General features: G+C 28.9%; 4 protein-coding genes. All 4 read left to right on the top strand.

Annotated elements, in window-relative coordinates; genetic code table 11:
* Positions 1 to 290: 290 nt before the first annotated feature.
* The 4 genes from U9R42_09420 (at position 291) to U9R42_09405 (ending at position 2,399) form a co-directional block, all read left to right on the top strand.
* A complete protein-coding gene (locus U9R42_09420) occupies positions 291 to 608 on the top strand; it encodes a hypothetical protein (protein MEA3496240.1) in 318 nt (105 codons plus the stop codon).
* Entirely contained in the window at positions 608 to 817 is a 210-nt protein-coding gene (locus U9R42_09415; protein MEA3496239.1) for a hypothetical protein, read from the top strand. Before U9R42_09420 ends, U9R42_09415 begins: the two co-directional genes overlap by 1 nt.
* A gap of 150 nt (positions 818 to 967) precedes the next feature.
* The gene (locus U9R42_09410; GenBank protein MEA3496238.1) at positions 968 to 1,846 is read left to right on the top strand and encodes a hypothetical protein; all 879 of its coding nucleotides are present in this window, start codon (positions 968 to 970) and stop codon (positions 1,844 to 1,846) included.
* 364 nt (positions 1,847 to 2,210) lie between these two features.
* Entirely contained in the window at positions 2,211 to 2,399 is a 189-nt protein-coding gene (locus U9R42_09405) for a type II toxin-antitoxin system HicA family toxin (GenBank protein ID MEA3496237.1), read from the top strand.
* The last annotated feature ends 130 nt before the right edge of the window (positions 2,400 to 2,529 follow it).

Raw genomic sequence — 2,529 nt, 5'->3', positions numbered from 1 at the left:
TCAAAATTTATTAGAACATGAAAATATTAAAACTACAAAATTTATAAGCCATTGGATAATATTGAATTATGTAGTTTTTTAACAAAAAATATAATGGAAATATAATGAGTGGTCATTATATTCACTCGTTAGCGTTCATTGGAAGAAACCGAGTAGCAAATAGCAAAACTATATGAAACATCGAAAATATTGACATTTTCGGCTGATAATTAAAAATATTGACAACAAAATAATTAGAAAAGAAAATTAATTAGTAAATTTGTACTTACAAACAAAATAAATAGTAAGGCATGAACGAAAAAGAATTTTACATATATCTCGGCAACAAGTTAGCTGACAGGATTAGAGTAAAATTCTCAAAAGAAAAAGGGATGATTATAGATTTGCTTATCCAATATGAAGCATTAGTTAAAGAAAAATGGCATGCAATTGTTAGATATGATTGTGCTCATGGATTCTTTCACAGAGACACATTAAAACCAAATGGAGAAAAGGAGAAAAGAGCCATAGAAATGCCGGACTTAAATACAGCTTTTGCATTTGCAAGACAGGATATTGAGGACAGGTGGAAATGGTATAAAGAACAATACATTAAAAAATTAAAGTAATGCAAAATAACGAAAAGATAAAAAGAGATTTGGCTATAGGACTGGATTTTGTAGAAACCATAATCCGAAATCCAGAACTATTGGATGAAATTCCTAACGGCACAACCATTAGTTTTCTTGATAGAGCTACACTAAAAACAGAAACTAAGAAAGAACAACGAATGAAGCGTAAATATGTAAAAGTGGAGCGTAAATTTGAATTACTATAAATTAACAGATAGACAAAAATGAAAATATTAAAACTACAAAATTTATAAACCACTGGATAATATTGAATTATGGAATTTTTAATATAAAAATATAATGAGTGGTCATTATATTCACTCGTTAGCGGCAAGCAAAAAAAAACGATAGAGACTATGACAAACATTATTTTAAAATTTTTGACTTTTATGTTCTTTTTAAGCATCTTGACAAGTTGCAAGAATTTGAACTCTGACAAAACGGACAACTATAAATTAATCTCATATCTTGACATTAAAGTTGACAGTTTGGGAAACTTACCAAAAGTTCCTTATGTTGTTGACTTGAATAAAAACAACAAACGTTTAATAGTTGTTGGAACATTGCATTCACGCGACACTACAAATAATATGTTTTCAGAGATTGAAAAAATATTTATTGACTTTAAACCAGAAATTGCAATTAATGAGGGAGGACAAATAACCAAAATCTATTCCGATAAGAATTCTGCCATAATAAAAAATGGAGAAACTGGATTATTGAAGTATTTATGTGATAAACAAAACATAAAAATGCTAAATGGGGATATGCCCGATAAAAAAGAATTCTATGAATTGGAAACATATTATTCAAAAGATGAAATACTATTTTTCTTTGCATCCGAAAGATTTGTATTGCCCTATACTTATTGGGGTAAAAAAGGGAACTTGGATAGTTTATACAAAAGCAATTTAATTGAAGGATATTTAGTTTCAGAAGGCATTAAACTTACTTCGGAGGAAAAACAATTTTCTTACTATAAAAGCCTTTACAAGAGATATTTTAAAAAAGAATTTAACATTGACAGTATAAAATCAGATGATTTTTCACCCATTAGAAATACAAATCATTTTTGCGAAATTGCAAGAAAATCAAAAGAACTTAGAGACAAATATTTGATACAACAAATTGAGAAACAATTAGAGAATTATGACAAAGTATTAGTTGTATTTGGAGGTTGGCACATTTTGGCAATTGAACCTGCATTAACACAGATAATTAACAAGATAGAATAATGCCAGCCGCTAACACGCAATATAAAAAATTGGGCAGAAAGTGGTCAATATGAATGAATTAGAAACAAATAAACGGTGTAGCAAATTGAAAGTTTGGAGTTTCAAAATGCCCAACATTTTATATTGCCACACGTTAGCTACAATCCCCCCTTCGTAGAAAAATCCGTTGAGTTTTTCAGCTAACGAATGATAAAATAAAGGGTTGAAATGAACAAAATTGAAAACTATTAATTGACTGTAAATTAAACAATTAACTTTGACGTTAGTTGGAATGCTAAAAAACCCGAATTACCAAAGAAAATAAATTTGGATAAAAGTAAATTATTATTTACCTTTGCGTTAAATTTAATAGACTGATTAACTAATGAAATGTTCTCAATTATTCCGACTCCTAAAAAAGGATGGATGGTATCCAATCTCACAGAAAGGATCGCATGTTAAATTGAAACATGACAAAAAAAACGGAATTATAATTTTCCCGAATCACGGAAGTCAGGAAGTGGGAAAAGGATTAGAAAAGAAAATCCTAAAAGATGCTGGACTTAAACTTTAAAATTTAATGCGATGAAAACATTTAAGAAAAAAATAAAAATCATAGTAGAAAAAACCGGAACTGGATTTTCTGCCTATTCTGAGGAATATTCAATCTTTACAACCGGCAGAACCGTACCTGAATTGATAAA

This window comes from Bacteroidota bacterium (assembly GCA_034723125.1).
Classification (GTDB): Bacteria; Bacteroidota; Bacteroidia; order CAILMK01; family JAAYUY01; genus JAYEOP01.
Note: the sequence above shows the minus strand (reverse complement) of the source record. Positions and strands in the feature narration are given on the sequence as shown.